This window comes from Rossellomorea sp. NRS-1567 (assembly GCF_050467885.1).
Taxonomy (GTDB): domain Bacteria; phylum Bacillota; class Bacilli; order Bacillales; family Bacillaceae_B; genus Rossellomorea; species Rossellomorea aquimaris_C.
In genome coordinates this window covers 13,168-39,519 of sequence record NZ_JBITPL010000032.1, presented here as the reverse complement: position 1 = coordinate 39,519, position 26,352 = coordinate 13,168, and the positions used below count along the sequence as shown (strand labels likewise).

33 protein-coding genes are annotated in these 26,352 nt (G+C 38.7%); 12 read left to right on the top strand and 21 right to left on the bottom strand.

Features of this window, described 5'->3' with window-relative positions; translation table 11 throughout:
- Nucleotides 1-26: 26 nt before the first annotated feature.
- Nucleotides 27-704, bottom strand: a complete 678-nt coding sequence (locus ACIFOD_RS21825) for an HAD family hydrolase (RefSeq protein ID WP_430316250.1) — start codon at nt 702-704, stop codon at nt 27-29.
- Between the two features lie 435 nt (nt 705-1,139).
- Here ACIFOD_RS21825 and ACIFOD_RS21820 point away from each other — a divergent pair, with 435 nt between their 5' ends.
- Entirely contained in the window at nt 1,140-1,322 is a 183-nt protein-coding gene (locus tag ACIFOD_RS21820) for a DUF1272 domain-containing protein (RefSeq protein ID WP_113967761.1), read from the top strand.
- Between the two features lie 142 nt (nt 1,323-1,464).
- Here ACIFOD_RS21820 and ACIFOD_RS21815 read toward each other — a convergent pair whose 3' ends face one another.
- On the bottom strand, nt 1,465-1,920 hold the full coding sequence (locus ACIFOD_RS21815; protein WP_430316249.1) for an NUDIX domain-containing protein: 456 nt from the start codon (nt 1,918-1,920) through the stop codon (nt 1,465-1,467).
- Between the two features lie 115 nt (nt 1,921-2,035).
- Nucleotides 2,036-2,401 (bottom strand): VOC family protein, encoded by a 366-nt coding sequence (locus ACIFOD_RS21810; RefSeq protein ID WP_430316248.1) that lies wholly within the window; start codon nt 2,399-2,401, stop codon nt 2,036-2,038.
- 177 nt (nt 2,402-2,578) lie between these two features.
- Here ACIFOD_RS21810 and ACIFOD_RS21805 point away from each other — a divergent pair, with 177 nt between their 5' ends.
- On the top strand, nt 2,579-3,631 hold the full coding sequence (locus ACIFOD_RS21805; protein WP_430316247.1) for a serine hydrolase domain-containing protein: 1,053 nt from the start codon (nt 2,579-2,581) through the stop codon (nt 3,629-3,631).
- A 69-nt stretch (nt 3,632-3,700) separates the two neighbouring features.
- Here the strand turns inward: ACIFOD_RS21805 and ACIFOD_RS21800 are convergent, their stop codons facing one another.
- Complete coding sequence (locus tag ACIFOD_RS21800; protein ID WP_397551456.1) at nt 3,701-4,000, bottom strand: hypothetical protein; 300 nt, start codon at nt 3,998-4,000, stop codon at nt 3,701-3,703.
- A gap of 332 nt (nt 4,001-4,332) precedes the next feature.
- On the opposite strand from ACIFOD_RS21800, the gene ACIFOD_RS21795 reads away from it, so the two are divergent.
- On the top strand, nt 4,333-4,818 hold the full coding sequence (locus tag ACIFOD_RS21795; protein ID WP_430316246.1) for a sigma-70 family RNA polymerase sigma factor: 486 nt from the start codon (nt 4,333-4,335) through the stop codon (nt 4,816-4,818).
- A gap of 106 nt (nt 4,819-4,924) precedes the next feature.
- On the opposite strand, the gene ACIFOD_RS21790 is transcribed toward ACIFOD_RS21795, so the two are convergent.
- Both ACIFOD_RS21790 and ACIFOD_RS21785 read right to left on the bottom strand, forming a co-directional pair.
- A complete protein-coding gene (locus ACIFOD_RS21790; RefSeq protein ID WP_430316245.1) occupies nt 4,925-5,374 on the bottom strand; it encodes a GNAT family N-acetyltransferase in 450 nt (149 codons plus the stop codon).
- Between the two features lie 231 nt (nt 5,375-5,605).
- Complete coding sequence (locus tag ACIFOD_RS21785; protein ID WP_430316244.1) at nt 5,606-6,253, bottom strand: pentapeptide repeat-containing protein; 648 nt, start codon at nt 6,251-6,253, stop codon at nt 5,606-5,608.
- A 186-nt stretch (nt 6,254-6,439) separates the two neighbouring features.
- On the opposite strand from ACIFOD_RS21785, the gene ACIFOD_RS21780 reads away from it, so the two are divergent.
- A complete protein-coding gene (locus ACIFOD_RS21780) occupies nt 6,440-6,946 on the top strand; it encodes a GNAT family N-acetyltransferase (RefSeq protein WP_430316243.1) in 507 nt (168 codons plus the stop codon).
- A gap of 75 nt (nt 6,947-7,021) precedes the next feature.
- On the opposite strand, the gene ACIFOD_RS21775 is transcribed toward ACIFOD_RS21780, so the two are convergent.
- From ACIFOD_RS21775 to ACIFOD_RS21760, 4 genes are all read right to left on the bottom strand, one after another.
- Nucleotides 7,022-7,531, bottom strand: coding sequence for an NUDIX hydrolase (locus ACIFOD_RS21775; RefSeq protein ID WP_430316242.1), 510 nt, complete (start codon nt 7,529-7,531; stop codon nt 7,022-7,024).
- 19 nt (nt 7,532-7,550) lie between these two features.
- Nucleotides 7,551-7,955, bottom strand: coding sequence for a hypothetical protein (locus tag ACIFOD_RS21770; RefSeq protein WP_430316241.1), 405 nt, complete (start codon nt 7,953-7,955; stop codon nt 7,551-7,553).
- Nucleotides 7,956-8,014: 59 nt separating this feature from the next.
- The gene (locus ACIFOD_RS21765; RefSeq protein WP_430316240.1) at nt 8,015-8,371 is read right to left on the bottom strand and encodes a VOC family protein; all 357 of its coding nucleotides are present in this window, start codon (nt 8,369-8,371) and stop codon (nt 8,015-8,017) included.
- A gap of 210 nt (nt 8,372-8,581) precedes the next feature.
- The gene (locus ACIFOD_RS21760) at nt 8,582-9,667 is read right to left on the bottom strand and encodes a citrate synthase/methylcitrate synthase (RefSeq protein WP_430316239.1); all 1,086 of its coding nucleotides are present in this window, start codon (nt 9,665-9,667) and stop codon (nt 8,582-8,584) included.
- Between the two features lie 115 nt (nt 9,668-9,782).
- On the opposite strand from ACIFOD_RS21760, the gene ACIFOD_RS21755 reads away from it, so the two are divergent.
- Nucleotides 9,783-10,661 carry a LysR family transcriptional regulator gene (locus ACIFOD_RS21755; protein ID WP_430316238.1) on the top strand — a complete coding sequence of 293 codons (879 nt, stop codon included), beginning with the start codon at nt 9,783-9,785 and terminating at the stop codon, nt 10,659-10,661.
- A 51-nt stretch (nt 10,662-10,712) separates the two neighbouring features.
- Here ACIFOD_RS21755 and ACIFOD_RS21750 read toward each other — a convergent pair whose 3' ends face one another.
- Together ACIFOD_RS21750 and ACIFOD_RS21745 are read right to left on the bottom strand one after the other, a co-directional pair.
- Entirely contained in the window at nt 10,713-11,417 is a 705-nt protein-coding gene (locus ACIFOD_RS21750; RefSeq protein WP_430316237.1) for a class I SAM-dependent methyltransferase, read from the bottom strand.
- 330 nt (nt 11,418-11,747) lie between these two features.
- Nucleotides 11,748-12,275: a GNAT family N-acetyltransferase gene (locus ACIFOD_RS21745; protein ID WP_430316236.1), complete on the bottom strand. Its 528-nt coding sequence runs from the start codon at nt 12,273-12,275 to the stop codon at nt 11,748-11,750.
- 238 nt (nt 12,276-12,513) lie between these two features.
- On the opposite strand from ACIFOD_RS21745, the gene ACIFOD_RS21740 reads away from it, so the two are divergent.
- Nucleotides 12,514-12,954, top strand: coding sequence for a hypothetical protein (locus ACIFOD_RS21740; protein ID WP_430316235.1), 441 nt, complete (start codon nt 12,514-12,516; stop codon nt 12,952-12,954).
- 59 nt (nt 12,955-13,013) lie between these two features.
- Here the strand turns inward: ACIFOD_RS21740 and ACIFOD_RS21735 are convergent, their stop codons facing one another.
- The 6 genes from ACIFOD_RS21735 to ACIFOD_RS21710 all read right to left on the bottom strand — a co-directional run bounded on the left by ACIFOD_RS21735 (nt 13,014) and on the right by ACIFOD_RS21710 (nt 16,793).
- Nucleotides 13,014-13,388: a nucleotide excision repair endonuclease gene (locus ACIFOD_RS21735; protein ID WP_397551471.1), complete on the bottom strand. Its 375-nt coding sequence runs from the start codon at nt 13,386-13,388 to the stop codon at nt 13,014-13,016.
- A 108-nt stretch (nt 13,389-13,496) separates the two neighbouring features.
- On the bottom strand, nt 13,497-13,808 hold the full coding sequence (locus ACIFOD_RS21730) for an iron-sulfur cluster biosynthesis family protein (protein WP_430316234.1): 312 nt from the start codon (nt 13,806-13,808) through the stop codon (nt 13,497-13,499).
- Nucleotides 13,809-13,820: 12 nt separating this feature from the next.
- Nucleotides 13,821-14,708 carry a diacylglycerol/lipid kinase family protein gene (locus tag ACIFOD_RS21725; RefSeq protein WP_430316233.1) on the bottom strand — a complete coding sequence of 296 codons (888 nt, stop codon included), beginning with the start codon at nt 14,706-14,708 and terminating at the stop codon, nt 13,821-13,823.
- A 61-nt stretch (nt 14,709-14,769) separates the two neighbouring features.
- Nucleotides 14,770-15,615, bottom strand: coding sequence for an aminoglycoside adenylyltransferase domain-containing protein (locus ACIFOD_RS21720; RefSeq protein WP_430316232.1), 846 nt, complete (start codon nt 15,613-15,615; stop codon nt 14,770-14,772).
- A 243-nt stretch (nt 15,616-15,858) separates the two neighbouring features.
- Nucleotides 15,859-16,092, bottom strand: coding sequence for a hypothetical protein (locus tag ACIFOD_RS21715; RefSeq protein WP_430316231.1), 234 nt, complete (start codon nt 16,090-16,092; stop codon nt 15,859-15,861).
- A 173-nt stretch (nt 16,093-16,265) separates the two neighbouring features.
- Nucleotides 16,266-16,793, bottom strand: coding sequence for a hypothetical protein (locus ACIFOD_RS21710; RefSeq protein WP_430316230.1), 528 nt, complete (start codon nt 16,791-16,793; stop codon nt 16,266-16,268).
- A gap of 597 nt (nt 16,794-17,390) precedes the next feature.
- On the opposite strand from ACIFOD_RS21710, the gene ACIFOD_RS21705 reads away from it, so the two are divergent.
- A complete protein-coding gene (locus ACIFOD_RS21705; protein ID WP_430316229.1) occupies nt 17,391-17,939 on the top strand; it encodes an RIO1 family regulatory kinase/ATPase in 549 nt (182 codons plus the stop codon).
- Between the two features lie 173 nt (nt 17,940-18,112).
- On the opposite strand, the gene ACIFOD_RS21700 is transcribed toward ACIFOD_RS21705, so the two are convergent.
- The 3 genes from ACIFOD_RS21700 to ACIFOD_RS21690 all read right to left on the bottom strand — a co-directional run bounded on the left by ACIFOD_RS21700 (nt 18,113) and on the right by ACIFOD_RS21690 (nt 19,902).
- Nucleotides 18,113-18,301 carry a hypothetical protein gene (locus ACIFOD_RS21700; RefSeq protein ID WP_113967738.1) on the bottom strand — a complete coding sequence of 63 codons (189 nt, stop codon included), beginning with the start codon at nt 18,299-18,301 and terminating at the stop codon, nt 18,113-18,115.
- Between the two features lie 157 nt (nt 18,302-18,458).
- Nucleotides 18,459-18,665 (bottom strand): hypothetical protein, encoded by a 207-nt coding sequence (locus ACIFOD_RS21695; protein WP_113967737.1) that lies wholly within the window; start codon nt 18,663-18,665, stop codon nt 18,459-18,461.
- A gap of 112 nt (nt 18,666-18,777) precedes the next feature.
- A complete protein-coding gene (locus tag ACIFOD_RS21690) occupies nt 18,778-19,902 on the bottom strand; it encodes a hypothetical protein (RefSeq protein WP_430316228.1) in 1,125 nt (374 codons plus the stop codon).
- Nucleotides 19,903-20,169: 267 nt separating this feature from the next.
- Here ACIFOD_RS21690 and ACIFOD_RS21685 point away from each other — a divergent pair, with 267 nt between their 5' ends.
- The 5 genes from ACIFOD_RS21685 (at nt 20,170) to ACIFOD_RS21665 (ending at nt 26,339) form a co-directional block, all read left to right on the top strand.
- Nucleotides 20,170-22,017 (top strand): hypothetical protein, encoded by a 1,848-nt coding sequence (locus ACIFOD_RS21685; RefSeq protein WP_430316227.1) that lies wholly within the window; start codon nt 20,170-20,172, stop codon nt 22,015-22,017.
- A gap of 92 nt (nt 22,018-22,109) precedes the next feature.
- On the top strand, nt 22,110-22,766 hold the full coding sequence (locus tag ACIFOD_RS21680; RefSeq protein ID WP_113967734.1) for a PIG-L deacetylase family protein: 657 nt from the start codon (nt 22,110-22,112) through the stop codon (nt 22,764-22,766).
- Complete coding sequence (locus ACIFOD_RS21675) at nt 22,763-24,097, top strand: glycosyltransferase family 4 protein (RefSeq protein ID WP_430316226.1); 1,335 nt, start codon at nt 22,763-22,765, stop codon at nt 24,095-24,097. Before ACIFOD_RS21680 ends, ACIFOD_RS21675 begins: the two co-directional genes overlap by 4 nt.
- Entirely contained in the window at nt 24,097-25,275 is a 1,179-nt protein-coding gene (locus tag ACIFOD_RS21670) for a carbamoyl-phosphate synthase (protein ID WP_430316225.1), read from the top strand. The genes ACIFOD_RS21675 and ACIFOD_RS21670 overlap by 1 nt, the downstream gene beginning before the upstream one ends.
- A gap of 2 nt (nt 25,276-25,277) precedes the next feature.
- The gene (locus tag ACIFOD_RS21665; RefSeq protein ID WP_430316224.1) at nt 25,278-26,339 is read left to right on the top strand and encodes a hypothetical protein; all 1,062 of its coding nucleotides are present in this window, start codon (nt 25,278-25,280) and stop codon (nt 26,337-26,339) included.
- Nucleotides 26,340-26,352: the final 13 nt, after the last annotated feature.

The following is a 26,352-nucleotide window of genomic DNA, read 5'->3' as shown; positions in this document are numbered from 1 at the left end:
GATTGGTTTGTTGATGGTCATTTATTTCACCTTCCATTGCTATTAAGATGATCAATATATTTCGGCAATTCCATCAAATCATCAATCACCCCATCTGCTTGTTCCGCATGATTAAAGTGAGTGTCTTTCTTCCAAATACCTTTCATCCCGACTTTCTGAGCACCATACACATCATACTCAGGGTGATCCCCGATAAAGATGCATTCATGAGGTTCTAAATTCAACCTTACTAATGCTCTCTTGAAGATTTCAGGGTCTGGCTTTTTCAAGCCTTCCCATTCTGAAACTAAAATTTCATCAAAGTATGCTTTTATTTCAAGAGCCAGGATGTTGTCCATTTGAAACTGGCCAAAGCCATTTGTGATCATTCCCAGTTTGATATTTTTCTCTCTTAATTCCTCCAACATTTTATGTAAATGTGGAAAAGGTACACAGCTGTGCTTGAATTCACTGATGTAATCCTCCAGCAGTTCTTCCCAGGTTATTTCAGGAATAGTGAATTCCTCGATAAGCTGCTTGTACACTTCATCTTTCCAGACGTAGCCGCGCTGGTCTAATTCAATGAATCTGGTTATGTACGATTCTTTTGGTATATGTCTTAGCCATTTATCCAATCTTTCATATTGGCTAGTGATGAATTCATTTACAGAGGCGTCTCTGTTCAGCAGGGTTCCGTCCAGATCGAATATGGCCGCTTGAATCATGATGTGGTGTCCTCCATTCCTCAGTTTAGTCGAAGGTTCATATTGCATATAGAGAATTTGTCAAATAGGTAGCAGATTTCGTCCGAATAAGGGATTTGCATCTTCATCCCAGCTGTTTTTATTGATTATTGTTGATTTTGTGCGGATGTTTCCTGCCTATACTATAAAATTTAGACTTACGTATTCATTTATCAGCGAAATCCCGATTTTATCAGCGGAATTTCAAATATATCAGCGAACTCACACTATTCCAGTATCTTAGGCAAAATAAACATCTCCCAGCCCGAAATGGACTGGATACGGTTCCTATGTTAATTGGTTTCGTATATAGAATCCATAAAATCCGCCCCGATTCAAAAAGACTTTACCATATATTCACTATATTAACGCATTTTAGAATATAATGGAAAGAGATTAATAGAAAGGGAGATACATATGGGATTAGAAATGAAGACGGATTGTCAGGCGTGCCGGAGGACTTTGACGGATGACGCGTACATCTGTGTCCATGAATGTACCTTTTGTGAGGACTGTACAGCTAAAAATGACTCTATCTGCCCGAACTGTAGTGGAGAGTTAGTCAGAAGACCGAAACCACCTACGGGAATTGAGCATTAAGGAGGGAATCGCTTGAAGAAAGCACTGCTGATCATTGATGTGCAGAATGGAATATTCTCAATGAAACCACCGATTCATCGAGGAGACCCTCTTTTTCTCTAGATAGAAACAAGCTCAGAGTTTAAACCCTGAGCTTGTTTCATTAGTTGATGTCTCCAAGATATACTACCTGAGCTAGTTCTTTATTTAGATAAGGAATGATTTTCTTAGGATATAACCTACACTTCCTTAACTCAGTCAAATCCATCCATTCGACCCCTACCTGATGACTATCCGGATTGGTAGGGGCAGGCTCCTTGTCCATTTCATTGAACATTGAACACTTAAAATAAAACTCCATATGATGTACGTCATAATCAAAGGAAGCATGTTCATGATTCCGCCCGATATACTCCCGAATGTGTAAAAGTTCCCCTACTTCTACTTCTCTTCCGATCTCCTCGATACATTCTCTTTTTAACGCTTCATGAAGTGTCTCACCTTGTTCCTGGCCTCCACCTGGAAGCAGATAAAAGAATCCATTCCCGTCTTTATTCTTAGTGAGCAGGATTTTGTCATCTCTTATAATGATGGCTTTAGCTGAATTTCGGATGGCCATGGATAATCTCTCCTTCTATTTGCTTTCATTTCTCATATGTATAAAATATCGCTATCTAACAATCATTTGGAAGGACGGGAGACTGTAAAAGAGTCTCCCAACTTTAAAGTGTTGATTATTTGCAAACCATCAATACATTCCCATCGGGATCTTTAAAAACAAAGTATTGATCATTTTCAACATCAGTTACCAATTCGACACCATTGTCTTTCATAAATTGATAGGAATCATGGATATCATCAGTGGCAAATTGAATGGCCGGGAAATTCAGCCTTGGAAGTTTTCCATTTTCGTCTTTCCACATGGGCATTGTGTCAAGGATCATACCTGCTCCGTCCATGTCGGCAACGAATAGATGTTCAAAATGTTCTTCTCCTTTTTGGATCCCAAGGATTTTTGAGTACCATTCTTTAGACTTTTCAATGTTACTTACAGGAATAAAAACCAGGTTCACTTTGTTCTTGATCGGACTCTTCATCATAGAGCTCCCTCCAATTCTTTTAGAGTACTAGAATAAGTTTCAATAAAAGGCTTCGCATATCCTGCCTGACTCTTCCATTTCTTCTTTGGGAGTATGAGATCTCGGTTTCCGGACTGAGTACTTTAAGATAAACCATTGATACACTGAGCTTAACTACAACTCGAAAGGATGATTTTTTTGATAGATCGCATATTGGTTGAGGATACCGTACATTCTTTGCGCGAGAGATATCAGCTTCCAGGCATCTCAGTGTGCCTGACAGATTCTACTGGAGAGGACTTTCCATTGGCAGCCGGGGTTCGTCACATTGCATCAGATACAAAGTTAGACCCGTATGATCATCTACGGGTCGGGAGCATTACGAAGATTTTCATCAGCACACTTATTTTAAAACTAAAGGATGCAGGCATTGTGTCGCTTGAACAGACCGTAGATTCCCTCTTACCCGGTATCTTGAAAGATGGCATCCATATAACCATCCGTCAATTACTTCAACATAGAAGTGGCTTGAAGGACTACATATGGATGGATGTTGCTGGAACAAAATGTATCCAGCACGCTGTAAACAGCCTTCAAGATGTATTCCCGCCACAAAGCCTCATCAGACTTGTTGCCAACCATGATCTTGAATTTGAACCGGGTACTGAATTTAACTACTCGAATACAGGTTATATCCTGCTTGGAATGATAGCGGAAAAACTCTCCGGAAAATCGATAGAATACCTATTGGATCAATGGATCATTCAACCGCTTGATTTGGAAAGGACATACTTTCCTATTACGAATGATCTAAGAAAGCCTTATGCGACAGGATGTTCCAGAGCGACTCCTGACCTGACAGACTTTTCAGATGAAATATCAGAAATTACGAATCTAAACATATCGATTATCTGGACTGCAGGGGCTCTTATTTCCAATCCCATTGAAATTCAAACGTTTATGAAGGCCCTTTTTAACGGTCAATTATTAACTGAGGAATCTTTGACTGAAATGATGAGTTTCCTCGAAGCTGATGATCCGAAGCATTCCTATGGCTTGGGACTCCAACAATATACCTTTGAAGATGGAAGACAGGCCGTTGGTCATCAGGGAGGCATACATGGCTACGAATCAGTGACACTTTATTATCCTGACTGTGAAATGTCTTTAACCGTTATCGTGAATCAAATGCCAATCGGGGTTGTGGCGATTGCAGATCAGTTGTTTCGAGAAATTGTTAAGGAGATTTGAAATATAGATTTATATACTGTTATAAATAAAAAAAATAATACTATATAAATTGGCTAAGTCATTAATGACTTAGCCATTCTTTTCCTTTATTTGTTCCCTAATGCTTTCTAGTTCTTCAAGAGTCAACTTGCTCAAAGACTTTTTGATTTCATCCTCAATCTGCTTTTTGTTTTTCTCCCTGTACTGATTCCACCATTGCCTAAGATCTTCTGTATTTGTCAGGAGATATTCAAGGTCAATCTCTTCTATTTCATCATCGGATAAATAGTTGAGAACAGCCGCTAACATTCGTTCGAGCTTCTCGGTTTTTTCTTTTTCCTGTACCGGTTCATCATTTTCTTCAGTTGAGGATTCATCTTTCCTTGGCATGTGAGTCCCTCCTTAGCATTACTTGGTACATGTAGTATTGCCTAATGATGTGATTTGGTAAACGAATCTACCTTAGTATGTCCTTAATGTAATAAATCTTGAATAATAGAGGCAATGTTGATTCGTTATTTCTGTATTTATTTAATAAAGGTGATAGTTCAGGTAAACTATGCGTTTTTAATGAGAAAACGGCGTATACCACGTCATTAAGTTACTCTGTGTTTACTTCAGGTTTACGGACACTTACTCCTTTTGTCCCTCTCCCTTTTTCTTTGTATGGTTAAGCTACCTGGGAATACAAAGAGAGGCGCGCCAATCAGAAGGAATCTGCGTTGGAGAAATTTGAAGAGCTTCATAAGCAATATGATTTAATGATTCATAAAGTGATTCATTCTTTACACATATACAAAAACAAACATGAATATTATCAGACAGGTCTGATTGCACTCTGGGAGGCACATGAAAATTTCGATTCAGAAAAAGGGGCTTTCCCTGCTTATGCTTATTCATTTGTACGTGGCAGAATACTATCTCAATTAACAAGTGAAAACCGTAATGAAGAAAAAAGTATTTTCAAAGAAGCGGACTTTTTTGAAATCATCGAGGATGAAAAAGGGAATGATGGGTTGGCACAAGAGTTACTGTACAGTTACTGTGAGGATTTAACTGAAAATCAGAGGACATGGGTGCTTTATACATGTATGCACATGCTGACGGTGAGTGAGATTGCAGAGGTAGAGAATGTTTCGATTTCCGCAGTGAAGAAGTGGCGTAAGGGAGCAAAGGAGAGATTAAAGGGATTGTTGGATGTAAAATGATAGTTAGTGGTTATAGGTGTGATTGGCTTTCAAGCTGAAAATAATCAGAGAGATTCAAGCAGAATTGTCTTAATGAAGGCCAAGTATCTTAACTTGGCCTTTCCTACTAAAAATTTTTCACAACAGCCATTTCCCTGCCGAATCTATCTCCCTGGTCAACAAATCCCAGACTCGTATATAAATGGTGTGCCCCTTTATTTTCAGGATGATAACCCACTACAATCTTATCGGCAGCAAGGGTTTCAACCATTCCTTCTATCATCAAGGCAGTTGCTTCTTTTCCAATGCCCTTACCCTGATAGCTTTTATCCACCATGATTCGGTATACCCAGTAAGCATCGAGTTCTTCTGGCATAGTGTTATACATTAAAAAGCCGACCACTTTGTCCTCATAATAGATGGCAAATGGCCTTAGTGAAGGTTCAAATTTTGATTGGGCTATCGATATCGCATTTGATTCGATGAATGCCTTTTGATCTTCGGGAATTTCCAGCTGACAGCAATCGTACCAATTATCTTTATTTACTTCTACTAATTTCACACTGTTTGAATTCATTCATTTTCCCCTTTCGAAAGTAAGAAGGCAGCTTGTTAATACTCCGCATCTCCTTGTTGTTCATTGAAATCGTTCATTCTAAATTAACCCAATTGAACGTTGCCTCAAATCCAGATAAACATAGAATATAATTTTCAGACTATTAATTATACCACTATTTTCATGGAGAACCTCATATTTACTATGCATAAAAAAGCGTGTAGAGCTAACAACCTCTACACGTCTTTGATTTTACTCCTTCACCTTTAATCCCAATAAGCTTGCAAATCCAATCGCTTGCTCCTGTGAAACCTCACATCCATATAGATTTTCTATGGCTACATTTATACGTGTAAACGTACATGAACTAATATCGATTCCTTTAAGATTAGTCTGGGTGAATTCAACCTCATTAAGATCGCACTGATCAAAGTTTACCTTCACGAGCCTGCAGTCTGAGTAGTTGGCATTTTGTAAGGAGGTTTGGTTGAATTTCACCTGCTTTAATCGTGCATCAACAAAGTCACTCATATTTGCCAAGGACTCTATGAAACTGACATTGCCTAAATTCGCCTGGGAAAAATTCACCCCCATTAATTTGCATTCCTTAAACGTTACCCGGTGAATGATGCCTTCGGTGAAGTTCGCATTCGAAAGGTCACAGTTTTCAAATACAACATCGGTCATATCGATTCGAGGAAACGATGAACCTATAAAGGAAACATTTTTAAAAACAATTTTTGATAAAACGAGCTGATCGATTTCTTCGTGATCCAGCCTTGCATTTTCTATTGTACAATTCGATAAGAATGGATCTTCTTCATAATAAACATCCTGAAAATTAGCTGACTCTAATAGAGTTGGGATTTTGGGAGCTTCTATTTTGAATTTTAACGTCATGACTGCACCTCTACTATGTTCTTTTTGTATAATGAAACTATAGCATGTAGAAACTTGAATAGTAGTCTTGGATTTTTTTCGGCTGTGTGTCTCGCAATGATTTTAGTGGTTAATCGAATGGCTGGTGTACCTAATTCATTTTTCGAGGTAAAATAAGGTGTAATGATAATAAGTGAGGTGTCCCACTTGAAAGTACTAGAAACGGATCGACTCACCCTGAGGTGGGTCGAGGCTGCAGACGCAGAATTCATTATGAGATTATTAAATGAACCTGGATGGCTTCAATACATAGGTGACAAAGGAATTCGAACAATCGAGGATGCAAATGGTTATATCCTGAAGGGTCCCAGAGCAATGTATGAACGGGAAGGATTTGGTTTGTTCTTAACAGAACGTAAGGAGGATCATACTCCTATCGGATTGTGTGGATTGATTAAGCGCGACGGACTTGAAGATGTAGATATTGGCTTTGCTTTTCTCTCTTCCTATCAATCCCAAGGATATGCATTTGAAGCAGCACGAGCTACGGTGGAACTTGCAAAGGACATAGGAATAAAACGTATTGTAGCGATTACGACGAAGGACAATGAATCCTCATCTAAACTGCTGGAAAAACTTGATATGCAATTAGAAGGATATGTGACATTGCCCAATGATACAGAAGAACTGAAAAAATATGGGCTGAACTTCTAGGTATAGAACTATGTTCATATTGAAAAGAGCTGAGATCTGGAATTCGCAGCTCTTTTTTCTAGTGTGTTCCTGTTATTATTTATATAACTTCTTCAACTCTCCCAATACATAGTTCTCCCGTTTAATCCAGCGGTTGTTATCAAACTGGTCCATCAACTTTTCATTCCCCTCAATCGCTTCATCCAATGTAACCCATTTTGGTATCATATTCAGTTCCGATTCATATCCTTCTAATTGTTGTGGTATTCTTTCTCTGTCAGTTAATTCACATTTGAAATAATGGGAAGTCATTTCGAATAAGACATCATCTTCAAACACATCCAAATGCCTTTGAATCACAATTCCAAGGGGCTCATTAACAACACAATGTATAAAGCCAGTTTCTTCAGCCAGCTCCCTTTTCAGGGCACGAGTCAAGGTTTCACCTTCTTCAACTCCGCCACCAGGAAATTTATAATCTCCTCTGTTTGAGTGCATAAGGAGAATCTTATTATTTTGAATGATGACTGCTTTCACGGCGGTTCTATATTTCATTTTGTAGTCAGTTATTTCGGTTTTGGATTTTCCTAATATGGTTTCAAACAAAAGTGGCGCTCCTTTCCTTTTATTTAACAATAGCCATTCCAACAACTTGATCCGAGAAGACAATCATTTCATCCATTTCGATAAAAGAATCGGAGGCTGAAATTGATTTGAATCGAACGTTTTTAATATGTATCGGTCCAGTTACATTTGTTGCCATCATATCAGGGGAAAGTTCCTGGAGTTCTTCCCCAAATCGATCGAGCCCATATTCAAGGAATGTCTTCATCTCTTCATCACCATCAAAAAAATTCACTTCCCCCTCAATCATGGCAGTTTGAGTAAGGATTTGAATCCTGCCTTGTTTGTTTGAAATCACTCCTTCTGGAATCAATCCTTCATCAAACTGTTGTTTTTGATCAGCCAGGTGAGTGATAATCGCTTTCTTGTAATCCATCGCTTTATTAATGATTTCTAGCTTTAGCATGGCTATTCTCCTTATTATAGTAGATTCATTATCCTTATCATATGAATTTTCTTCCGCTATTATTTCTTTTCAATCAACCCAATTCCCACCCCGGTAGGATCCACTAAATACGCAAGGGAAAAATCATCGAATTCCATCTTATGCCTTACCACCATCGCCCCATTTTCTTTAGCTGATGAAATGGTTTTTTCAATGGAGTCTACTTCAATTTGAATACGTGTACCGTGTGGATGATCATGAGGTCCTTTGCCTAGCCCCCCACTCATTCCATCACCTTGCCCCGTTGAAACTGCCCAGTAGTCCCATTGGGGTTCGGCCACTTCCCAGCCGAATACGCTTGAGTAAAATGCTGCTGCTTTTTCTGGATCCTGACTACTTAATTCAAAGCCAACTACTTTCCCATTTTGATTTTTCATGTTCGTTCCCTCCATATTCCTTCATTTATGAAAAATTGAGCACTCTTATATATTTGCCCTTATACAAATACGTATTATTTCAATTCGACAAAATTTCCCAATACCCTCCATTAAAATGAACATTCCCAAATGTAAGGTCAATTGTCGCGTGAACGGCGATCATTACAAAATAAAAACCTGCGTTGTGTAGATCAAGCAGGTTTTTTCTCACTAGCAGTTTCGTTTTCCTATATATTCGGATTGAGGTCTGTATATGGTATTGTTTTCAGCCTGCTCCATCACATGTGCTGTCCACCCAACGATTCGACTGGCCGTAAATGTCGGTGTGAAGAGATCTGATGGTAGATGAATCGATTTCATTATGGCAGCAGCATAAAACTCTACATTTGTGTATAGGGATCTACCCGGCTTAATTTCAGCTAAAAGTTCAATCGCCTTCTTCTCCACATAGAGTGCTAGATCCAGAGAGTGATCATCCCCCATATTTTCTAACAGTTTCTTTCTTAAAGCGATGGCTCTTGGATCATGAGTCTTATAGACACGGTGTCCAAATCCCATGAGCTTCTCACCTTTCAGCAATTTTCTTCTGATGACACTTTCGGCTTTTTCAGCCGTACCTATTTCGTTCAGTAAATCAATGACCCCGGATGGTGCTCCTCCGTGAAGCGGTCCTTTCATTGTTCCGATGGCTGAAGTGATGGCTGAAACCAGATCGGATTCCGTTGAGGCTGTGACTCTTGCTGAAAAAGCAGAAGCATTCATTCCATGCTCAAGGGTCAGCACCATATACGTTTCCAATGCATCAGCAACTGCCTTGGACGGGTTGCTTCCGGATAGCATATAGAGATAATTCTCCGCATGGTTCAGCTGGGTATCCGGATCGATTATAGGTTTATCCATCATCTTATTGAATCGGTAGGCAATGATGGTAGGAATGACGGCCGTCAATCGCATTGACTGCTCAATAGTTGGCTTCCAATTGTACTCTGGTCCACCTAGAGAGGAGATGACGGTTCTTAATACACTCATCATGTCCATTTCCACTGGTAAAGAATGAAGGATCTCCTTCATTGCAGGCGTTAAGAATCGGAACGTATTCAGTTTGTTTTTTATGTCCACTGTATCCTCCATTGTAGGAATATGCCCATACCATAATAAGAAAGCGGCTTCTTCAAATGACAGGTCTTTAAGTTCCCCGATTTCATATCCCCTATAGATGAGGACGCCCTCCATACCATCGATATGACTGATAGTGGTTTGTGCTGCTATAATTCCTTTTAATCCATGACTAAACATTCGTTTCATCCCCTTTTCCTTCATTACAATTATTGTATAATGGATTTATAATTAAGAAAATTAAATATATTTAATTAAATTGATTACATTTATTAATAAGGATAGGGTGGAAAAAGTGGATTTGAATGTGGTGAAAACGTTTATTACAGCAGCTGAATTCAATCATTTCAGGAAAGCGGCGGAGCGATTATATATATCACAGCCTACCGTTACGGTACACATTAAACAACTTGAAAAAGAACTGGGAGTTACCCTATTTGAGAGAGAGGGGAAGAAACTCAAACTGACAGAAGCGGGAAGGTCCTATTTACAGCATGCTAAGAGATTGATTGAGATCTATGAGGAAGGAATCTCTGATCTTCAATCCTTTAGTCAGGGATACACGACAACACTTAAAATGGCTATATCCCCCTTGATTGCTGATAATGTGTTACCTTTTGTTTTAAAACAATATTTAGAAACTCATCCCCAGGTCGAGATTTCGGTTGAAATTATTGAATCTGCTGAAATAGAGAAGGCTGTTTTAGAGGAAAGAGTCGATATTGGACTTTCCTGCCTTCCTTGCTTTAGTCCTGAACTTGAACATACTCTATTGTTTTCCGATAATGTCATTTTGGTGGCTCCTCATGATGGACGGGATTTCGAATCAGCCCCACCTTTGGATGAAGAGGAGTTATTAGCATCCAACTACTTATTGACCCACAACCACCCTGCTTATTGGGATGATCTTTGTTATACAATAAAGCAATTTTATCCAAAAACCAGGATGATGAGGGTTTCACAAACGCATATTACGAAACGATTCATCGCAGAAGGCCTTGGCGTTTCCTATCTTCCCTCGTCTACAGTCAGGAGAGAGCTGCTGGAAGGAAGACTCTTAGAGGTTGAAACAAAAGCTTTTCCCATGCCAGAAGCAAAAACCTTCGCCATTACAAAATATCAACATAAAGTACAAACGGAATTTTTGCGTTTTTTGTCTCGATTCAGAGTGTAAAAAAAAGGACGACATGATCACTATCTGCTGATCATGTCGTCCTTTTATTGATTACTTTTTTTGAAAAATTCCAGTCAATAAGTCAGAGGTACCAAATAGATTTTCTGAATGTTTTTTATCGATCATTCTCCTGATCTCAATAGGCTTTAATGAATGAAAAATCTTCGATAACCGCTCCTCTGTATAACCTAATCCACCCATAAGTGAGCCTGTTCGATATACTTCCCAATCGGTTATATCAGAGCCTCCTAGACTTCCACCTTGAAGAAAACAAGTAATACCGAAATATCCCTCTTCCTTTAATGATTTGTCAATAATATCTATGTAACTCATTCTTCTATGAGGTGCTATATGATGAAAACATCCTGAATCGAAAATGAAATCATATTTTCCCTGTTCACTATTGAAGTCGAAAATATTTTGGTGTAAAAAGTTGATGGTGAGATTCCTTTCATCTGCACGTTCCTTTGCCCAATCGAGGGACGTTTTCGATAAATCAACTGCATCTACCTCAAAACCCTGTTCCGCTAAATAAATTGAATTTCTGCCTGGTCCACACCCGAGTTCCAGTACTTTGCCAGGTGTAATCCTCCCCATTTCCACGTATGATACTAAATTCTCGTCAGGTGCATTCACAAAGATGGGTACTGATCTGTCACGATCAGAATAAAACTCATCCCAAAATGGAGCAGGTTCCCTTAGAAATGAATCCAGCATTTCCAGTAAATCATCATAATTATGAATGTTTTCTTGCATTTTGTTCCCCCCTTTTAAAGCTAATTTCATTTTACTTGATTACAAAGAAAGAAAGGTTACCACGATTTTACAATTTTGTGTTTTCGAATGGCGCCGGATGGTTAAAGCGATGATTATTATGCACCGAGAAGTGACAAGGTTGGTTCAGGATATACTTAAACCCGCTTTTAATAGGGAGATATACAAAAGCATTTTGATCCAATTTGACTTATTGTAAATGCATTAGTGAGGGTAGTGCAAGTAAATGAGAATGACAAAACATTACATTTATTACAATAATATATCAGAAGAGAGTTGGTGACTTACTTCTACCAACCATCATTATTACGCTCATTCTCCTAAATACTTCTCCATCCTGATATCAGACCACATTCTATGATTCCAATAGGTAAAGTCAGCAATTCTAGCAATTTCTTGATATCCCAACTGTTGATAAAGCTTATATGCCCGGGTATTAAACTCGAATACACCCAATTCAATTCTTGTAAGTCCTTGCTTTTTTATCTCTTCTTCTAAATACTGGATAGCCTTGAAACCTATTCCCTTGCCACGTCCATCCTCTTCACCTATTGTAATTCCTATCCAGGCAGTTCCGGGTTCTCTTTTGTGAAGATGACTTGGATCCACCATGTAATTCATTTCTCCCACAAGCTTGTCATCTATGTAAATAAGATAAAAATGTTGAGTGTCTAAACGGTTTTTGAACTCTTCTAAAGTTATCTGCCACTCTTGTTCCAGTTCCTTCTTGTTTTTATTAGGTCGAATTAATGGAACTAAGACAGGATTGTTTTCCCAACGATTCAAGGCATCAATAATCATAGGATTTGGTTCGATTAGCTCAGTAAAATGAATAGTCATTATTTTTCCTTTCTATTCTCATTTATTTTAATCACTGAATTAATAGTATCATTTATAACAAGTAACTTTCATTTAGTCACTCGTTCTCATCATTCAATTATACCTTTTCCCTGGCCGACTTCCCTCGATAGGCTTATTCTACGGCAATATCTGCAGTTAACTATCTGTTCTATTGAAGCCTGACCTCCAATATGTATAACTATGACCATATATAGGCATATACAAAGGAGGTACTTCTGTGAAAGGAACCATCAATCCCATTAAGCTGAACGAAGTCATCAAGTATGAAGATCTTTTTCACGAAGCTTTTAAGGGGACACCCTTAAGAGCAGGACGTGTGGAATTAATAACGTACTGGATAAAGCCTGGGAAATCATTTATTACGTATGACATCCATGATCAAGATAAGAAGTTTGTGAATATAGAAGATGCTCCTTCACCGCCTTCGATTCATCGGGAAGAGATTCGTTTTCGGACGATTTTTGAGTTGAATCAGCCAGTGGATATTGAGATTGCCGGAGTGAAGAGACCTTCTGTCATAGTAACAATCAACATCACCTGGTCGGATGATGGAAGTGTAGTGTCTTATGGAGTGACGGATCGGACTAATACGACATATTATGGGGTTCGAGAAGAGTTGCTGGTTAGATGGAATCCTGAATTTGTGATTAGGTGTTGAAATACATTTTAACCCAAAAGAAACCAGCGTCTATTTTGTGACACTGGTTCCTTTTTATATTATTTATAGAAAACTTTATCTACGTTATATTTCGATTGAAGCTTGTTAATGATATACGTTTCGTAAATCTCACGATCCATCGCATCTTCAACAATGCTAACATCGATTCGGTAGATTTCGCCTCTGTGGTTACGTAGTGGTGATACGGTATCTTCAAGATGTTTCTTGACTCTTTGTCTTAGTTTACGTGCTTTTCCAACGAAGAGAAGTTCGTCGTTGATGTTGTAAAACAAGATGATACCGCCTTTGTCTCTTGGGATTTCGTGAAGATCGATGAACCCTTGGATACTTTTGATCTTCGGTTCTTCTGAGTCTCTTGGTTGTCTGCGTTCCGTTATGGAAATATCCGCTTGTGGGATGTCAATTTTTATCATGAATGTCACGTCCTTTGTTTGCTGTAAGAGGTAATGGTAACACATAAAGTATAGAATTACTATACAACGTAGCACTTACCATTAAAAAAGAGAGGTCCCCTCACCCTTTTATACGTACCTGAGTCCAATTCGATTATTAAACGTCTGATTCTTATTCTTAAACACAAAGAAATTATTTTTAAAATCAATCGTGAGTTCGTGTTCATACAAATCTTCGAAGTCGTCGTCAACAACGAAGGTCAAATCATCGGATTGGATGATATTCTCTGTTGAATCAGGTTCTCTATTTTCTACTACCTTTATGTCATAGAGATTGTTCACTATATCGCAGCTTCCGCGGTCAAGTGATAGATGTATGATTTTTCCATAAGGGATTTCGTTTAGTTTTTCTTTTGCAAATTGGGTGATTTCCAATTTCATTGTACGTTCCTCCTATTCTGTAAGTGGAACAAGTATGCCAAGGTGCTGTTTCAGGTTTTCTATTGTGATTGGCAGCTCGTCCCCCTCGTCCCCATCAACATTGGCAATCATCTTATAGGACGATGACGCTTCCAGCTTTGTGACTTTCATATAATGGACATGTTCACTTTCTGCCAGTTCTCCTGAAAGAATCTTTGGAAGGAGCAATAGAAAATGAGGAAGGGCAATGTCTTTGATGATAAAGACATGGAGCTTACCGTCATTTACTTTGGCTTCGGGTGCAATGGTTTCCATGCCTCCGACAGAATTGGTCAGGGCAACAAGCATGAGAAGCGCGTTCCCTTCCCAGTCATGGTCGGAATGGACCTTGAGCTCGAACGGCTGCTTCTCCTTCATTTTCTTCATTCCTTCTATTATATAGGCAAGTGGACCAAGCTTCGACTTCTGTTCGACGGGTGTTGAGAACGATGCTTCTGCCAACGCTCCTACTGCTACGATATTGATGAAGTATCGGCCATTGATCTTTCCAACATCGGTCTTCTGCACATGATTATGCTTGAATATGTCGATTGCCTCTTCGGGTTTCATAGGAATATTTAAAGCTCGTGCGAAATCATTTACTGTTCCGAGTGGGATCAGACCAAATAGAGGACGGTGATCCTGCTCAGCTATTCCGTTAATCGCTTCATTGATTGTTCCGTCCCCTCCCATGGCTGCGACGAAATCAAACTTTCGCTCACATGCTTCCCTGGCAAAATCCCTGGCATCTCCTTCCCCTTCTGTAATGCGCAATTCCGTTTTATACCCCATTTTTGACATGGTTTCAAGAGCATGTTCACTATAGTCCTTCCCTTTTTCTTTCCCAGAAGAGGGGTTAACGATAAGCATGGCTTGTTTCACAGCGATATCCTCCTTTTAATATGTATACAGTATCTTTACCCTCATTTAGAGAGTTGGAACCTTATGTATGATTAAAATTGGCAGGAGAGAACATATCATTACAATAAGAAATTAAATACTTTGCAAAACCAAGGGTATGTTTAATCCGTTCTTCTTCTGAGTTGAAGAGACCCACTTTCAAACCGTCCCGAATATTCATAGCCTCCCTTATAATGTTGTGCCATTCATCTTGAAGATGTTGCAGTCCATATTCCCCTGCTTCTTGCTTTGAGGTAATTCCATATTCTTTTAATGTGTAGTATTGACGAAGCAAACCAAGGACGGACCATTCTATCTCATTATCAATGATTTCAGTCGGATAATTCATAACGTCCTCAATTGAATTTTCCATTCCACTGATCCTTCCTTTCCAATACGAATTCATGTTAGAAAGAACATATGAACTTAATTGGTGTAAAGAAATGGTTACATCAAAAGAAGCGGTGTCCGGCCCCATCACGCTAATCCCCTTATGCTTAAACAAATACCAAGTGATTGGGTTGAAATTAAAATACTCACCAAATTTCAATTCACCATTATTGTAATAAGCATTTTCTTGATATTCGGTTGTTTCGGTTGTGCTAAGTTTTCCTATCTCCTCTTGAATGATATAAACCCCATCCATTTCCGGCTTAGGGTATGTCAACGCTAATTCATTATGTACAAGATATAAACTCTCAGCATCTTTAGATGTCATTCGGCGGCGGGTAACTACGATAAAGTCAATATCACTGGAATTATTCGCATACGCATCCAACGAGATGGAACCGTGTAAATACACACCTTCTATCGTATTTGGAAAGTATTTGTTAAATGAAATCAGGTAGTTATCTAATACTGATTGGACAACCCTTGGTACCCTGGCCATTGAATTTCCCCCTTTAGAATACTAAATATACGATATCTTCATTATTATCCGTCTCTAATTTATGCTTTACATATCAATAGGAGTGAAAGATCATAACTCAGTAAACATATTAACATTTAATTCCATTAATGTGTAAGGTTAATGAAGAATTGGAAAATAGCAGTGAGGGAATTGGAAAAGTATAAAAAAAGCGCTGACCTCCATAAGTCCGGTCAGCGCCCTCTAGTTAGTTAATTCCTTTTATTAATTTAGCTTTAACATTGTTAATCCTGCACTATTAATAGGGGTATTATCCACATTACCAATGAGGTTATCTGCCGTATGCCCAATATTTCTAAGCTCTACTTTTCCTCCTGCTGGTATAGTAACAATCGCTTCTCCATTTACTTGGAAAATGGAATCCAGGGTCACAGGAGCACTTGTGAAGATGCCTAGTTGGTTACCATACCTGCTGGATGTTACTATTGAACCATTCACGAATAATGCGTATGCTCCTCCTCTACTAAATCCTGTTTTTCCACTAGTAAACACAACGTTATAGTTTATTTTGTAGTCTCCTTCGTTTACTACGATTATTGAGGTTCCCAAGTGAATAAAGTCGCCGGCAGAACTAATGCCCGTATGGTTAAAAGAAACAGGTTGGTCAGGTATTATAAGATCTCCACCAATTCTATACACATTACAATATCTCTGATTGCAAGCGCATTCCCCTTGAGGACCTTTGACACCCTGAATTCCACGCTCTCCTTGAGGGCCCGGTTCGCCTTGAGCTCCTTGTTCGCCTTGAACTCCTTGTTCGCCTTGAGGCCCTTGTTCACCTCGAGGGCCTTCTTCGCCTTGAAGCCCTTGTTCGCCTTGAGGCCCTTGTTCTCCACGAAGTCCTTGATCACCTTGGGGCCCTTGTTCGCCTTGAACTCCTTGTTCACCTCGAGGTCCTTCTTCGCCTTGAAGTCCTTGTTCGCCTCGAGGGCCTTGTTCACCTTGAAGTCCTTGTTCGCCTCGAGGGCCTTGTTCACCTTGAAGTCCTTGTTCGCCTCGAGGGCCTTGTTCACCTTGAAGTCCTTGTTCGCCTTGAAGCCCTTGTTCGCCTTGAAGCCCTTGTTCGCCTTGAGGCCCTTGTTCACCTCGAGGTCCTTGTTCGCCTTGAAGCCCTTGTACGCCTTGAATAACTTGGACATTTTGGGGTTCCAACTCTTCTTGTGCTACTCGCTTTCCTCGTTTTTTACTTTTCTCGCTTTTTTTCTTACACTCTTTAGGCTTGTCATCGTATTCGTCAATCTTTGATTTCTTATGCTTGTCTTCCTTATCATGACCTCTTTTAGATCCCAATTTACTCACCTACTTTTCATATATCAATATTTTAATCCTATTAATCAAATGATGAATAACTAAACAGAATTACTATAGTTTATGAAAATTATGAATAGTACGTGTAGACAAACATCCTGTGGTTCTATAAATAAACGATAGTCTATAAGTATTGGAAGAATACTATAGTATAGTAGCCTCTGCTGCGAAAGCGGCAGGCTATATGATGATGAACTTGCTGCCGCCCTTTGTTTTTACATTTTAAATTTAGACATTTCTTATCTCAAGCACACACTGATTGACTGAACCCCTGGCTTTTACGTTACAACACGACACACTTTGGTAAGAAAGCATTATTTTAAACCAAGTTCTATGAAATTTCAGCATTTGGCTCGGTTACACAAATGAAACTGTTTCCATACAATATAGAAAAAGTGAAAGTCTACCATGTAAAGGAGTGATGATCAATGGAGAACTTTTTTAACGGGAAAATCTCAAAGAAAGACCTGGAAGCCTTTGAAATGATTGGTGATGGGAAAGATGGTGAAATCTATAAGGTAGCAGAGGACAAAGTTGTTAAGTACTTCTTTAAGGAAGAAACACATCAACGGGAACTTGAAGCGATGAAAATAGGGCAGAACTCGTCCATTATGCCTCGTCTATATGAATTTGGTGACAATTACATTGTCATGGAGTTTGTTCAAGGGATATCCCTTGCCCGTCATATGAAACGACACGGTCATATTGATGAAGAAATGACACAAAAAATATTATTCGTTTTAGAAGAATTTAAACGAATAGGCTTCACACGATGGGATACGGAGGTTCGCCATATGTTAATGGATGAAAATGGCGAATTCAAAGTGATTGATCACAAGCGAGCATTTACATCCGACTCACCTGTTCCAACAAAGTTGTTAAAAGGAATGAAGAAATTTGGTTTAACAGGCGAATTCCTGGAACATGTAAAGAATTTAAATCCTGAGCTCCATGATGCTTGGAAGAACTATAAGTAGTTCCATACATGATGAAGTTCCTCAGTAAAATATCATAGAAACAAGAACGTTCTTTCCTAAAATCAAAAAGGAAAGAATGTTTTATTAAAAGTTTTTAGGACAAGCACCTGAAATCAAAAAAAGGATAGTACTCCCATAAAAGTACTATCCCTAGAATTTTTTAATAAAAATGATTATACTTTTTTCACCGTTACCCTATCCAGGTGAGTGAATAAAACGTCACCATTACCATTAGACCACACTAAATAGTGATCTTCAGCTTTTATAAATGTTCCGTCGCAGTCTATTTTTTCTGCTCCCGAAATAACCTCGATTTTATCACCAAGCTTGAGTACTTTATTAAGTTTATCGGAAAATCCCATAATGCCTCCTCCTTTCTCTTTTAACATTCAACAGTCTATATATTTATATTAAAAAAAACGAAAAATGATAGGGCTATTACCTATCATTTTCATTTTTCCTCAAAAAAAAATGACTGGATTGCGTCCAGTCATTTTTTTCGTTTCTAAATAATGTTAACTAAACTTTACGAACAGTAACATTATTTAAGTTAGACGTGTTCATATGGCCATTATCATCAGCCCATACAACGAAGTTATCGCTTGCGTAAACATATGAACCCTCTTCGATTTCTTCGTCACCAGATAGGACCTCGATTTTATCACCTAGAGATAAAATTTTATTAAGAAAATCAGCCATATTACCATCTTTGAACAAATTAGACATTATGTTTCCTCCTTTCGGTGTTTACTCTATTTTTATGCTGAACCGTTAAATGCGTAAAGGCAGATAACTAGATTTCATAAAAATATTTCGAATTAGTCATTTACTAGATTAATTATTCTTTATCATCCTCAAGGAGTGAGCTGGTCGGTGGGTGTTCCGAGCTATCTTCTGAAGAGCTTTCCTCCAAACTGAATAAAGTCTCCTCCTGGCTTTCGAACTCTTCAACTACATCTGTAACTTCATCATCTACTAGTGAAGAAGCCAGGTTCTCCTCTGGGATATTAATGTCTAGTTCTTCCTCTAATACCTCTTGAGAGTCACTTTCGTTATCGGAAATTTTTTCTTCAATGTCAGGGTCTACCTCTTTTTCCTCCGGTTGATCTTCACCTGGTTCCAATTGCGGAGTGTATTCCTCTTCCTCTTCTTCATCTGAATCGTTAGAGTAATCGTCATCGTACAAATTGATTACCCCTTCTTTTTCATCAACTGAATCGGGTATGGAGGTTTCATCTTCACCACCAGAGGAATAAAGAATTTCTACAGTGCTGCTCTCATTTTCAATTATTTCATTGTCCTCGTGTACTTGTTGAAGATTTAGAGAATGCTGGGATATTCCCTCAGTCTCAGGTTCTTCTTTCTCAAGCTTTACGAAGTTCAGCAGTTCTTCATTAACGCCGGACTGTTCATTCTTTACATCCTTTTTCCGGGGACCTTGTTCTTTCTTATCCGGTTTGTCTTTTTTCTTCTTGTCGATCTGGTTATTGCCTTTATGTTTAGGCTCATTTTTGTTTTTTTCGTTGTGTTTCTGGTTTTTCTTTCTCTTTGAGCCTATTTTTCTTACACTGATCGGACCACATAAGTCTGTGAAATTGACATTTGCATCATAATCCATCCAAATGAGAATACTGTCGAAAGCTGCCACAAACGTTCCTCCGCTGTCAATCATTTCATCCTCAAAGAAGACTTCAAGATGATCTCCAAGCTGGAACATTGAATTCAACACCCCTTCGACTGATTTACACGGAAGGTCGTCAAAATCCTGATTTGAACATTGCTTTTCTTGATCATGTGCACAGTTCTCGTCTGTTTCAGGAAGATCTTGATTGCCTGGTTTTTCTTTCTCACCGGCGTCTCCTAAGCACAATTCATCTTGCTCATCAGGATCTCCCTCACAATGCTCTTCATCGTCATGATGATCGGAATATTTTCTAGTGTAATCATCATACTCTTCTACCATAGGTTTTCCACTCCTTTACATTTTGTCTACAATTCATAATCAATATATGTATGTGAAAAAGGAATGTATAGCCTATTTTTATGGTATTATCCCAAATTCCGCTCACTCTAACCGGGCTTTTGAATAGGTTATTAATAGATACAGAGACGTGGAGTGAAGCACATGCCCAATTGTTATCTTTTTATTAATGAACATATATTGCCAAGGATCTTTTCCTCCTTTTATTACGATGACTATATGGTCCCTTGTCACAATCAATCCATCTTTGTGAGCTACCAAGAATCCAAAAAACAATCAGTTACTTATCCCGTAGAGCAGCTGCAAAATGCTCCTTTTCTTGATCAAGCTCATGTATCTCAAATCATTCACAGTATGATGAGCAGCTTGAACGAAACCAATACTCACCATCATTCGACTAAGCGACCATCTTTCGACATCACTCTAACAACCGAAGTTCAACCCAGCATAGTACTTTCTCGAATTTCCAAGCCAAAACACCGTAAAAGACTTGGCAAATGTCCACGCCTACTATCCAGAGAGGTGCGACCATTCGAAAGATTCAATTATATCGATCGCAACAACAGTATCCCCCAATCAAAATATCAAGCAAGCGCACCACCCATACAACATATACCAAAATACAATCCATCGACCAGCCAATGTGACAATCAAGAGAGACAAGAAGAGAATATCGAAATCAAGCATGAACAGGAAAAAACGTTAAAAAAAGAGACTGGAAAAGACATTCATCAAAATGATCAAAAAACCTATATTAACAATCAAGATATTGAACCAGTTAACGATAAGGTTTCTCATGAGGAACGGCCACATGAAATGAAATCTATGCGCCCCTCCCACTTATCAGAATCAGATATGACGATACAAACTTACTCTGCCGGCCTGGCCAATGAAGATGGTACTCGTGACATCATTTTGAAAGAAGAAAAAATGAAAGCAGTTTTACATGAAGACCTTTTGGAAGATAAAAAAGATGAGCAGCTCTATACCCTATTAGAGAAAGATGAAGTTGATCAAGATATTTCTAATCAATCATCATTAACAATGGATACTGACGTTATACATCCAGGAAATTCGTATGATGATACAGCCCCATTTACAACAAGATTGGATAACCGCCCGGGTAAAAACATAAACGAAGATAAAAATACAAAATCTACTACCGATGACCCGATTCCTTCAGCGAAAGTTGTGAAATACAAACTAAATCGCACTTGCGTCATGGCAAAGAAAATCGTTAATGAACATAAGCAGTATGCTGCCGAGTTCAATTTCGAGATTCTTAGCTCGAGCCCACCGGGTAAAGAAATAAAATACAAACTAAATCGGACTGATTTAAAGACTATAAAAATCGTCGATGCATATAAAAAAAGTGCTGATGAAACCAACACTTTAAACTTGAGCCTGCCAACCAAAGAAGGAAATAATAATGTCGATCGTGCAGAACACTTAGCTAAAGAATCAGCAAGTGATGAATCAGATTCCCCTACACCTACTACAGAATTTCACTTTGATATCTTACAATCTGCTTCATCTATCAAAGAAGTGAAAAAGGACGTCAAGTTTACAGATATCTCACCTATAAAAGTGAAAGAAAACGAAACAAAACCTACTCCATCTAATAAACAAGTTCAATCTGATATCTTAAGCTCTAAGTCACCCGGGAATGAAGTGAAATACAAACTAACCCGCACTAATAACCAAGTCAAAAACAGTAATCACAAACAAAAAAGTATCGTAAAAGACGAAGTGAAAAATACTAAAGAGCGGGATTTCGATATCTTACACTCCAACACCCCAACTAAAGAATCGAAATTACAACCATTCCACCAGAAAACGAATAAAAAGGTTAATAAGACAGTATCACCATCTTCTCATACCAAGGTTAAAGACGACTTTCATACCACGATTTTGAATAAATATTTCACACTCGGTGACAAAATCAATGTATATGCCGGAAGTAAATTACTTGATCAGCAAGGGACATTTTTAACAGCCGGACCTGATTTCTTCATATGGATTGATGGTGATGGATATGTACGGTTACAAATTATCAGCGGTGGAATCAGTATCGGTCAAACGAAAAAGAAAAAATAAGAAACAGACATTAGCCCTGTGCTAGTGTCTGTTTCGACAATATAGAAGGATACATATAGTAATGTAATAGAGATTAGAATGGGGTGAAGGGAATGAAAGAAACTGTATTGGTCATAGCAGCACATCCAGATGATGAACTACTTGGGACAGCTGGTACGCTAAAAAGGTTAGTGGATCAAGGAAATAGAGTTATCTCGATCATTACAGCAAACGGTAGAAAGGAAGAGGCCCATCACATTCAGCAGCTTGCCCGGAAAGCAAACAAAGAGATTGGGATTAAAGAAGTTATTTTTCTGGAGCATCCGAACCTGGAATTAGAAATGATGCCTCTTCATCTATTTACCAAGGAAATTGAAAAATTAATTGATATCTATCAGCCTACTAAGATATTTACCCATCATTACGGCGATGTGAATCGTGATCATCAAATTACGTTTCAAGCCGTATTAACAGCAGTTCGTCCTCTACCAAATAAACAACCGATTGAATTGATTACATTTGAAACGGTATCCTCAAGTGAATGGAATACCCAGACAAATGATAAGCAATTTAAACCGAATTATTATGTGAACATTTCATCAGTGATTGTTCAGAAAATTGCTTCCTTAAAACATTATGAAGTGGAAATGCGAGAGTTTCCACATCCACGTTCCTATGAGGGAGTCAAACATTTAGCAAGTGTCCGAGGCATGACGGTTGGGGTACCGTATGCTGAAGCATTTGAAGTTATAAGGAGGGTATGGAAATGAAAGAGCTATTTTTTCCTTATCCTTACCTTGTTTCTGCTCTCGATAAATATTATGGAGTAAAGTCAAAACCCATAACAGCAAAAATAAAGGATAAGGGTAAAGATTCTAAACGAAAAAAAGAACGCAAAAAGAAATCCAAGACTAAGAAGATGAAAGGTAAACCTGGCAGTAAGAAATTATCCATTCTGATAGCGACTTTTTGGGACTATCCTCATACGGGTGGTCTTTCCAATTACATTACTACTCTACGAGAAGGCTTGAGGTCTTTAGGTCACAAAGTGGATGTCATTGCTCCGAACCAGTTTTCACAAGTGAATGTAGAAAAGCTGCGTGAGGTGATCGTTCCTGAATTAAAGACTTTTTTTGAGCAACGATACGGATCATACACAAGCAAAATCATACAAAGTTGTCGTTTGCTCTACATCTATGAACAGATGCTGAAATCTGTAAAACTGGAAAAGTACGATATACTTCATGCACAGGATTTGTTCACAGCCAATATATTAGGGAGATTCAATGAAGATTTGGGTAAACCTCTTCTTTTTACCCCACATGGCATGTTCACCTTCAGCAGGGTCAAATTTAACCGAATTGAAAAAGGCTCAGTAGAAGAAGTGTATTACAAAGAGATTGAAAAAAAAGCGATTGAATACGCGAACCATATGGTCATTTTAAGTGACTCTTTCCGTGATCCATTGAGTTCACTGGGAGCGAAACCTGTAAATCTGACAACCATTAATACAGGGATTGATTTTAAAACCATTGAACGCGTTAAAACGAGTGGGAAAATTGTGATTTCATGCATCGCGAGACTTGGACCTAGAAAGGGACATTCGGATTTATTTAATGCCCTTTCTCGCATGAATGGAACAAATCATCAGGTTGAGGTGCAAATTGTCGGAGACGGGGAAATGCGTGAAGCGCTTGAAGCTCAAGTCAAATCGCTGAAACTATCGAACGTTCGATTCCTGGGTAAACGCGATGATGTCCCTGCCATACTAAGTAAAACGGATATATTTATTCTTCCAACCGTCAATGACAACCTTCCCATTTCCATTATTGAGGCCATGCATAGCGGTGCAGCCATCCTGACAACTAATTGCGGTGGTATTAAGGAAATCGTTCATCATAATGAAACTGGAATCATTGTTGAGCCAGGCAATGTCAGCCAGTTGGCAACTCAACTCAAACTCCTGATCGGAAATGAAGCATTGCGTAAGAAGCTGGGCAGCAATGCGTATCAATATGCCAAAAATCATCTCACTCGGGAAGCCATGGTTGGCAAGATTGAAGGGATTTACCAAAATCTAATAGCTTCGGGGGATGAATAATGTTGTCATCACATCCAGCTGTTGTCCTTGACTTAAGCGCTAATGGAGTCGGCATCATTCATGCTCTTTCCAGAAAAGGAATTGATGTATATGCATTTGATACAGAAGGTCCCTATTCAAAGGGGAAATCAAGACTTGCAACATGTGGGGTATGTCCAAGCCCCTTGAACCAAGAAGCAGATCTGCTGTCTTTTTTAAAAGGAATAGCGATGAATCTTGATAAGAAGCCTGTGCTTTACGCAGGTGCAGATGATTATGTTGTCTTCATTTCAAAATACAGGGACGAATTATCCCAGTACTACCTATTTTTATATCCTGATCACTCTTTAATTATGGATTTATTAGATAAAAAGAAAACCTATGAATTAGCATTGGAATATAATGTCCCAACAGCCAAAACCTTTTTTGTGGAGAGTGAAGAGCAGCTTGATGAGGCGATTACTCAATTAGAATTTCCGTGTATCTTAAAGCCAGTGTTCGGACATGAATTCAGAAAACATGTTAATAAGAAAGCCATTCATATTCAAGACGCCATCCAATTAAAGAAAATCTATCCTATTTATCGCAAGTTCGGTGAGCTTATTATTCAGGAAATCATTCCTGGAGACAACCAATGTTTCTATAAAGTGGCGACATTTTTCGATGAGGATATGGAATTACTTGCCCTTTTCACTCTCCAAAAAAACCACCAATTCCCTGCACAATTCGGAACGGGAGCACACATCGTGAGCAAACGAATATCTGATCTGGTCGATGTCGGTGTTCCACTACTGAAAGAGTTGGGACTAAAAGGAGTAAGTATGATCGAGTATAAAAAAGATCCACGGGATGGGCAATATAAGCTCATTGAAATCAACCCCAGATTCTGGCTTACCCATAGTTTAACCGGTCACTCCGGAGTTGATTTTGCCCTTCAATACTACCAGTACCTTACAGGTCAACGTCCATCTCCAAAACTGCAGCAAATTGACGGGGTTCAATGGATTTACCTGGTACGTTACTTCCTTACCTTTCTTGAAAAAAGAAAAAATGGAGAAATGAGCTTAAAAGACTTCTTTTATGGATTCAGAGGAAAAAAGGTATTCGCTCTTCTTGCCTTTGATGACCCTATGCCATTTATAAGGAGTACCATGTCTCACCTGCGGAATGCGTGGAAAAGAAAACGAAGGAGTGATTGAGTATGTATACACCACAAGAACTGATATCCATGTTTCATAAACATGGAATCGAAGAAAAACTCTCCACATCCCTTGGAAGTAAAGTGACCATCCAGGCTTCATCAATCCAAAACCTTAAATCAACTAAAAGGAGCAGCATTTATCAGCTTCAGCTACAGAAACACACAGACACCTTCCCTATCATTTTTAAAATCTACCATTCTACCAAATACAAAAATGAAGTCGAGATTAATGTCTACAGTCAAGCCTACCCATTTTTAAAAGAGTTTCTTCCTGAAATATACCTGATGGAGAAACAAGGAAGTGATACTTGGGTGTTCATGGAGTTTGTTCGCCAAATTCGCGGACAGTTGACCTTTACACCCAAGCATTTTGATTATATTATCCCAACACTTGCTAAACTTCACGCCCACACCCATGAAGAAAATTTCAAGAAAGAAAAAAAGACTTTTCAACATTGGTTTCCCATTTACAACTCGGTAAAAATGAAAAACGACCGGGAAAAATTCATTTCAAATACAATGACATTTCTAGACGATGCCAAGAAGGATAAACAATTGAAGGACATCATCAAACCACATTATAAACCATTAAAAAACTTATACAGTAACGGTCCTGACTTCTTTCCGGAACTATTGACCAGTGGCTATTCCATTACACATGGAGATCTTCATATGCAGAATATCTGTTCAAAAGATGTCAGTAAAAATGAACCCTGGGCGATTCAATTCATCGATTGGGAATCAGCCAAATTTGCCCCGACATGGTTTGACATGATTGTCCTGGTAGAAATTTTACTAGGTTTTCGGAAGGATTGGCAAAGCAATGCAGAAGAAATTCGCACCCATGCGGTCGACGTGTACACGAATGAAATGAAGAAATATGGAATCGAGTTCAAAACCAAACCCATTCATTTATATAAAATGGCGTACCTTCAACGAACCCTTGAAAAAGGATTACACACTCAGCTGAGACGTATCTTTGACAACCGCGGAGGTGAGCTACTTCCCTACCATTTAGAAAAATTATCAACCTGGGGAAGTGAACTGGGAATCTATAAATAGATACGAAAGGATG

Bases quoted from the DNA above. Each gene is read 5' to 3' on its own strand.
- ACIFOD_RS21825 (WP_430316250.1), bottom strand. From the start codon at position 704: ATGATTCAAGCGGCCATATTCGATCTGGACGGAACCCTGCTGAACAGA.
- ACIFOD_RS21820 (WP_113967761.1), top strand. From the start codon at position 1,140: ATGGGATTAGAAATGAAGACGGATTGTCAGGCGTGCCGGAGGACTTTG.
- ACIFOD_RS21815 (WP_430316249.1), bottom strand. From the start codon at position 1,920: ATGGCCATCCGAAATTCAGCTAAAGCCATCATTATAAGAGATGACAAA.
- ACIFOD_RS21810 (WP_430316248.1), bottom strand. From the start codon at position 2,401: ATGATGAAGAGTCCGATCAAGAACAAAGTGAACCTGGTTTTTATTCCT.
- ACIFOD_RS21800 (WP_397551456.1), bottom strand. From the start codon at position 4,000: ATGCCAAGGAAAGATGAATCCTCAACTGAAGAAAATGATGAACCGGTA.
- ACIFOD_RS21790 (WP_430316245.1), bottom strand. From the start codon at position 5,374: ATGAATTCAAACAGTGTGAAATTAGTAGAAGTAAATAAAGATAATTGG.
- ACIFOD_RS21785 (WP_430316244.1), bottom strand. From the start codon at position 6,253: ATGACGTTAAAATTCAAAATAGAAGCTCCCAAAATCCCAACTCTATTA.
- ACIFOD_RS21770 (WP_430316241.1), bottom strand. From the start codon at position 7,955: ATGCTAAAGCTAGAAATCATTAATAAAGCGATGGATTACAAGAAAGCG.
- ACIFOD_RS21765 (WP_430316240.1), bottom strand. From the start codon at position 8,371: ATGAAAAATCAAAATGGGAAAGTAGTTGGCTTTGAATTAAGTAGTCAG.
- ACIFOD_RS21760 (WP_430316239.1), bottom strand. From the start codon at position 9,667: ATGTTTAGTCATGGATTAAAAGGAATTATAGCAGCACAAACCACTATC.
- ACIFOD_RS21750 (WP_430316237.1), bottom strand. From the start codon at position 11,417: ATGCAAGAAAACATTCATAATTATGATGATTTACTGGAAATGCTGGAT.
- ACIFOD_RS21745 (WP_430316236.1), bottom strand. From the start codon at position 12,275: ATGACTATTCATTTTACTGAGCTAATCGAACCAAATCCTATGATTATT.
- ACIFOD_RS21735 (WP_397551471.1), bottom strand. From the start codon at position 13,388: ATGATAAAAATTGACATCCCACAAGCGGATATTTCCATAACGGAACGC.
- ACIFOD_RS21730 (WP_430316234.1), bottom strand. From the start codon at position 13,808: ATGAAATTGGAAATCACCCAATTTGCAAAAGAAAAACTAAACGAAATC.
- ACIFOD_RS21720 (WP_430316232.1), bottom strand. From the start codon at position 15,615: ATGGCCAGGGTACCAAGGGTTGTCCAATCAGTATTAGATAACTACCTG.
- ACIFOD_RS21710 (WP_430316230.1), bottom strand. From the start codon at position 16,793: ATGTCCAAGTTATTCAAGGCGTACAAGGGCTTCAAGGCGAACAAGGAC.
- ACIFOD_RS21705 (WP_430316229.1), top strand. From the start codon at position 17,391: ATGGAGAACTTTTTTAACGGGAAAATCTCAAAGAAAGACCTGGAAGCC.
- ACIFOD_RS21700 (WP_113967738.1), bottom strand. From the start codon at position 18,301: ATGGGATTTTCCGATAAACTTAATAAAGTACTCAAGCTTGGTGATAAA.
- ACIFOD_RS21695 (WP_113967737.1), bottom strand. From the start codon at position 18,665: ATGTCTAATTTGTTCAAAGATGGTAATATGGCTGATTTTCTTAATAAA.
- ACIFOD_RS21690 (WP_430316228.1), bottom strand. From the start codon at position 19,902: ATGGTAGAAGAGTATGATGATTACACTAGAAAATATTCCGATCATCAT.
- ACIFOD_RS21680 (WP_113967734.1), top strand. From the start codon at position 22,110: ATGAAAGAAACTGTATTGGTCATAGCAGCACATCCAGATGATGAACTA.
- ACIFOD_RS21675 (WP_430316226.1), top strand. From the start codon at position 22,763: ATGAAAGAGCTATTTTTTCCTTATCCTTACCTTGTTTCTGCTCTCGAT.
- ACIFOD_RS21670 (WP_430316225.1), top strand. From the start codon at position 24,097: ATGTTGTCATCACATCCAGCTGTTGTCCTTGACTTAAGCGCTAATGGA.
- ACIFOD_RS21665 (WP_430316224.1), top strand. From the start codon at position 25,278: ATGTATACACCACAAGAACTGATATCCATGTTTCATAAACATGGAATC.